Here is a 5,294-nt window from a genome sequence, read left to right on the forward strand (position 1 = left end):
AGTCGCTGCTGGTGGCGGGCCTGTGCCGGGCGTTCACCCGCCAGGGGCTGCGGGTGCGGCCGTTCAAGCCGCAGAACATGAGCAACAACGCGGCCCCGGCCGCGGATGGCGGCGAGATCGGCCGCGCCCAGGCGCTCCAGGCGCAGGCCTGCGGGGTGAAGCCGTCGGTGCACATGAACCCGGTGCTGCTCAAGCCGCAGACCGACAGCGGCAGCCAGCTCGTGGTCCAGGGCGAGGTCGCGGGCGCGGTGGGTGCCCGCGACTACTACCGGATGAAGCCGCAGCTCCTGCCCAGGGTGCTGGAAAGCTTCCACAAGCTGGCGGAAGAGGCCGATCTCATCCTGGTCGAGGGCGCCGGCAGCCCGGCCGAGGTCAATCTGCGCGCCGGCGACATCGCCAACATGGGGTTCGCTACCCGGGCAGGCGTGCCGGTGGTGCTGGTGGGCGACATCGAGCGCGGCGGCGTGATCGCCCAGCTGATCGGCACCTGGGAACTGCTGGAGCCCGAGGAGCGGGCGCTGGTCCGGGGCTATCTGGTCAACAAGTTCCGCGGCGACCCTGCCCTGTTCGCCAGTGCTCATCCGGTGCTCAGGGCGCGCACCGGCCTGGCCAGCCTGGGCACGGTGACCTGGTGCGAAGCCGCGAGAGACCTGCCCAAGGAGGACATGCTGGGCTTGGCCGAGCTGGCGCGGGCACGGCCGGATGCGCCGCTGGTCGTGGCCGTGCCGAGCCTGCCTCGGCTGGCCAATCTGGACGACCTCGACCCGCTAGCCCAGGAGCCGGAGGTGCGGCTGGTGATCGTGCCGCCCGGCCGGCCGATCGAGGCCCGGGCCGACCTGGTGCTCCTGCCGGGCTCCAAGGCGACTATCGCCGACCTCGCCTTTTTGCGCCGGCAGGGCTGGGACATCGACATCCTGGCACATGTCCGCCGCGGCGGACATGTGCTGGGCATCTGCGGCGGCTTCCAGATGCTCGGGCACAGTGTGGCCGACCCGCTGGGGATCGAGGGGCCGCCGCAGACCGTGCCAGGCCTGGGCCTGCTCGATGTCCAGACCGTGTTCGACCGGTCCAAGACCGTGCGCGAGGTGGCGGCGACCGATGCCGGCAGCGGCCGCCCGCTCACCGGGTACGAGATCCATCTGGGCCGCACGGAGGGGCCTGGCCTCGCCCACCCACTCGTCCGGATCGAGGGCCGGCCCGATGGGGCGGTCTCGGCGGACGGGCTGGTCGCCGGCTGCTACCTGCACGGCCTGCTCGCCAATGACGGGTGGCGTGCGGGCTATCTCAGACGCCTCGCACCGGGACTGCGTGCGTCCGTGGCTCGAGGCTGGCGCACCGAGCACGCGCTGGACGAGCTGGCCGACCACCTGGCGGCCTGCATCCCGCTCGACCGGCTGCTGGCGGCAGCCGCTCCCATTGCCCTGGTCGATCCGGGCTGATTCGCCCGGCCCCGTTCACGGATCGTTAAGCGGTAGGGGCGCATAAGGGAGGCAGGCCCGCCATCGGAGTTCGCTTCCTTGTCAGACCCGTCGCTCGACCGCCGCCGGCTCGCGGCCCTGATGCGCCACCATGGCATGCCCGCGATCCTGCTGGACCTGCATGGCCGGCCGATCGCCGCCCAAGGCGAATGGGCCGCTGCCGTGCTGGGCGACCAGGCGATGCGCGGCAGGCTGACCGACCGGATCCGCGCCGGGCTGCAGAACGACCTCGCCGTAGCCGTGCCCGGCCTGCGGCTCTGCCTGCTCCAGGGCGAACGCGGCCAGCCGCCGCTCGGCTGGCTCGCCACCCCAGCGGAGCCGGCGCAGGCCCGCACCGGCGCCATGCCGCGGGTTCCTGCCAGCGCCGGTGCCAAGCTGTCGGAGGAGGACGAGGACGAGAGCTGGCCAGATCACTGGGGCGGGCCGCGCTGAGCTTCACCCACCCTCACCCCGTGTCGCCGGCCGTCCGGAGCGTCAGGAAGCCGAGCAGGAGGATGCAGAGCGCGATCAGCCAGGCGAGCCAGAGCAGGCGGATAGCGCGGCGGACGTCGGCGGCGGTGACGTCGCGCCGGCCGTCGCCGATCCAGTGCGCCACCGAAGGAACCCCGCCATAGCTGCGCGGCCCGCACAAGGCGATGCCCAGCGCCCCGGCGAACGCCGCCTCCGGCCAGCCGGCATTGGGCGAGCGGTGCCGCCTGGCGTCGCGGCGCACGGTCCGCCATGCGCGGGCGGGGCTGGCGCCCGGCAGGACGCAGGCGGCCAGGATCGCCACCAGGCCGGCGAGCCGCGAGGCCGGCAGGTTGACCAGGTCGTCCAGTCGTGCCGCTGCCCACCCGAACTGGCGGTAGCGCTGGCTCTTGTGGCCGATCATGCTGTCCATGGTGTTGACCGCCTTGTAGGCGACGAGGCCGGGCAGGCCCAGCAGCAGCGCCCAGAGCAGCGGGGCCACCAGACCGTCACTGAAGTTCTCCGCGGCGGATTCGATCGCGGCGCGCCCGACGGCCGGCTGGTCCAGCTGCTCCGGATCGCGCCCGACGATCATCGCGACCTTGCGCCTGGCCGCCTCGATCCCCTCGTCCATGCCGCTGGCAACGGCCAGCACGTGGTCGGACAGGGAGCGCTGGGCGAACAACGTCGCGGCGGCCACGGCTTCCAGGAGCCAGCCTCCCGGCAACTGCCCGGCCAGCGCCTGGAGTGCAGCACCCGCTGCCACGGCCACGCCCAGCACCACCAGCACCAGGAGGACGCCCCGGCGGCGTCTGGAGGCATCTGTCGCCTGCTCGTCTGTGATCCGCTTGACGGGGGTCGGCTCGCGCGCGCTCGGCGGGTCCAGGAGTACGTGCTCGAGCGTGGTAACGAGGCGGCCGATCAGCACCACCGGATGCGACAGCCGTCGCCACAGGGAGGGCGGGTCGCCGACCAGCGCATCCAGGACGAGAGCCAGGATCAGCCAGGCCAGGAGGTGGGCGGGCGGTTCGACGAGCAAGGCTGTGGCGCTTCCCGGATGCGTGGGCCGGATGCGAGGCCGGTGGCTCCCCTGTGGCGGCCTGGCGGTGACACTGCTATCCACCGCCGACATTCGACAGCGCAAGCACGATCAGGGTGGTCGTGCCTGGGGATGCCGGCGGCGTGGACGGGGACGCAATGAGCAGGATCGGCGTGATGATCTGCGGGCATGGGTCGCGCGACGTGGAGGCGACCCACGAGTTCGCGGCCCTGGTCGCCCATCTGCGGCGCCACTATGCCGACCGGCCGGTCGAGGCCGGCTATCTGGAGTTCGCCCGGCCGGTGATCCGGGACGGCCTGGACCGGCTGCGCGACAAGGGGGTCACGGAGATCCTGGCGATGCCGGCCATGCTGTTCGCGGCCGGCCACGTGAAGAACGACGTGCCGTCGGTGCTGAACACCTGGGCAGCGGAGAACCCCGAGGTGCGCGTGCGCATGGCCCGCGACCTCGCCATCGACGGCAAGCTGCTCCAAGCCGCTGCCCAGCGGATCGAGGCGGCGCTGGAACTTGCTTCCGACGAGATCACCCGGGCCGAGACCCTGCTGCTGGTGGTGGGCCGGGGCACCTCGGACAGCGACGCCAACGGCAATGTCGCCAAGGTCACCCGGATGCTCTGGGAGGGCATGGGCTTCGGCCATGCCGAGACCGGCTATTCGGGCGTGGCCCATCCCCGCACCGACGAGGCGCTGCGCCGCGCGATCCGCCTGGGCTACCGCCGGGTGGTGGTGTTCCCCTATTTCCTGTTCACCGGCGTGCTGGTGCAGCGGATCTACGAGCAGGCGCGCGCGGTGGCGGCGGAGCATTCCGAGATCGAGCTGGTTGAGGCCGGCTATCTGAACGACCATCCGCTGGTGATCGAGACCTTCATCGAGCGGATCGACGGCATCGCTGCGGGTGACACCGCCATGAACTGCCAGCTCTGCAAGTACCGCACCCAGATCCTGGGCTTCGAGCACGATCAGGGCGCTCCCCAGGAAAGCCATCACCACCATGTCGAGGGGATCGGCACCGACGCGGACCGCCACGGCCATCATCACCACGGCCATCACCATCATCACGGGCACGGGCATCATCACGGCCATGGCCATCATCACCACCATCACGACGCGCCGGAACCGGACAAGGTCGTGGTGCTGAAGGACGGCGGGACGCGCCGGCGCGGATGAGCCTGAAGGGATGAGCGACTGGCTCAAGGACCCGGCGGAGATCTACCGCCGCTCGTTCGCGACCATCCGTGCCGAGGCCGCCCTGGACCGGCTGCCCGAGCCGGTTCGGCCGCTGGCGGTGCGGATGATTCATGCCTGCGGCATGACCGACTTGGTGGCCGACCTGCGCAGCGACGGCGACCCGGCGGGTGCGGTGCGGGCAGCGCTGGCCGGGCGCGCGCCTGTGCTGGTGGACGCACGCATGGTCGCGGCCGGAATCCTGGCCCGCCACCTGCCGGACGGCGTCGAGGTCCGTTGCGGGCTGGAGGATCCGAGGCTGGCTGATCTGGCGCAGGCGGCCGGCACCACCCGCTCGGCCCGGCTGGTCACGAGCTGGCGCGAGCGGCTCCACGGGGCCGTGGTGGTGATCGGCAATGCGCCGACCGCCTTGTTCCAGCTCCTCGACGAGCTCCGTGAGGGTGCTGGCCGGCCGGCCGCGATCATCGCCACGCCGGTGGGCTTCATCGGTGCCGCCGAGAGCAAGCAAGCGCTGGTGGAAGCGGAACTCGGCATCCCGTACGTGACCGTGCTGGGCCGCCGCGGCGGCAGCGCCATGGCGGCAGCCGCGCTCAATGCCTGCCTGGTGGAGGCAGGATGAGCGAGCCCTGGCTGTGCGTGGTCGGGATTGGCGAGGACGGGCCGGCAGCGCTCGGCGCCGAGGCCCGAGCCGCCCTGGGCTGGGCCGAACTGTTCATCGGCGGTGCTCGCCATCTCGCCATGCTGGGCGACGATCCACGACCGCGCATGCCCTGGCAGGTGCCGCTCGACCCATCGATCGAGCATCTGGCCAGCCTCCGGCAGCGCCGGGTGGTGGTGCTGGCTTCGGGCGATCCCTTGTGGTTCGGGGTGGCCCGCCGGCTGGTGGCGCGCTTTGGCGAGGATGCGATCCGGGTCGTGCCGCAAGTGGCCTCCATGCAGCTCGCCTGCGCGCGGCTGCGCTGGTCGCTCGCCGAGGCGGAAGTCGTCACCATCCATGGTCGCCCACTGGAACGGCTGGTGCGCTGGCTGCAGCCGGGCCGACGCCTGGTGATCCTGTGTGCCGACCGGCACTGCCCGGCGAAGATCGCAGCGCTGCTGGCCGAGCACGGCTTCGGCAGCGCCCGG

The 5,294-nt window shown here is 72.0% G+C and carries 6 protein-coding genes; 5 read left to right on the forward strand and 1 reads right to left on the reverse strand.

Annotated elements, in window-relative coordinates; all coding sequences use genetic code 11:
• Together EQG76_RS01510 and EQG76_RS01515 are read left to right on the forward strand one after the other, a co-directional pair.
• The coding region (locus tag EQG76_RS01510) for a cobyric acid synthase (RefSeq protein ID WP_159709971.1) at nt 1-1,439 on the forward strand (1,439 nt) is incomplete at its 5' end.
• 78 nt (nt 1,440-1,517) lie between these two features.
• A complete protein-coding gene (locus EQG76_RS01515) occupies nt 1,518-1,910 on the forward strand; it encodes a hypothetical protein (RefSeq protein ID WP_159709973.1) in 393 nt (130 codons plus the stop codon).
• Between the two features lie 13 nt (nt 1,911-1,923).
• Here the strand turns inward: EQG76_RS01515 and cbiB are convergent, their stop codons facing one another.
• Complete coding sequence (gene cbiB / locus EQG76_RS01520; RefSeq protein WP_235031153.1) at nt 1,924-2,964, reverse strand: adenosylcobinamide-phosphate synthase CbiB; 1,041 nt, start codon at nt 2,962-2,964, stop codon at nt 1,924-1,926.
• A gap of 158 nt (nt 2,965-3,122) precedes the next feature.
• Between cbiB and EQG76_RS01525 the strand changes: the two genes are divergently transcribed.
• From EQG76_RS01525 to cbiE, 3 genes are all read left to right on the forward strand, one after another.
• Nucleotides 3,123-4,151 carry a sirohydrochlorin chelatase gene (locus EQG76_RS01525; protein ID WP_159709977.1) on the forward strand — a complete coding sequence of 343 codons (1,029 nt, stop codon included), beginning with the start codon at nt 3,123-3,125 and terminating at the stop codon, nt 4,149-4,151.
• 10 nt (nt 4,152-4,161) lie between these two features.
• Nucleotides 4,162-4,788: a precorrin-8X methylmutase gene (locus EQG76_RS01530; protein WP_159709979.1), complete on the forward strand. Its 627-nt coding sequence runs from the start codon at nt 4,162-4,164 to the stop codon at nt 4,786-4,788.
• Nucleotides 4,785-5,294 (forward strand): precorrin-6y C5,15-methyltransferase (decarboxylating) subunit CbiE (gene cbiE, locus EQG76_RS01535; RefSeq protein WP_159709981.1); only part of this gene is annotated, 510 nt, incomplete at its 3' end. The genes EQG76_RS01530 and cbiE, both read left to right, overlap by 4 nt.

Source organism: Geminicoccus flavidas (assembly GCF_009806515.1).
GTDB lineage: Bacteria > Pseudomonadota > Alphaproteobacteria > Geminicoccales > Geminicoccaceae > Geminicoccus > Geminicoccus flavidus.

What these genes read in the sequence shown, in the direction of transcription:
- EQG76_RS01525 (WP_159709977.1), top strand. Translation starts at nt 3,123, where the DNA reads ATGAGCAGGATCGGCGTGATGATCTGCGGGCATGGGTCGCGCGACGTG.
- EQG76_RS01530 (WP_159709979.1), top strand. Translation starts at nt 4,162, where the DNA reads ATGAGCGACTGGCTCAAGGACCCGGCGGAGATCTACCGCCGCTCGTTC.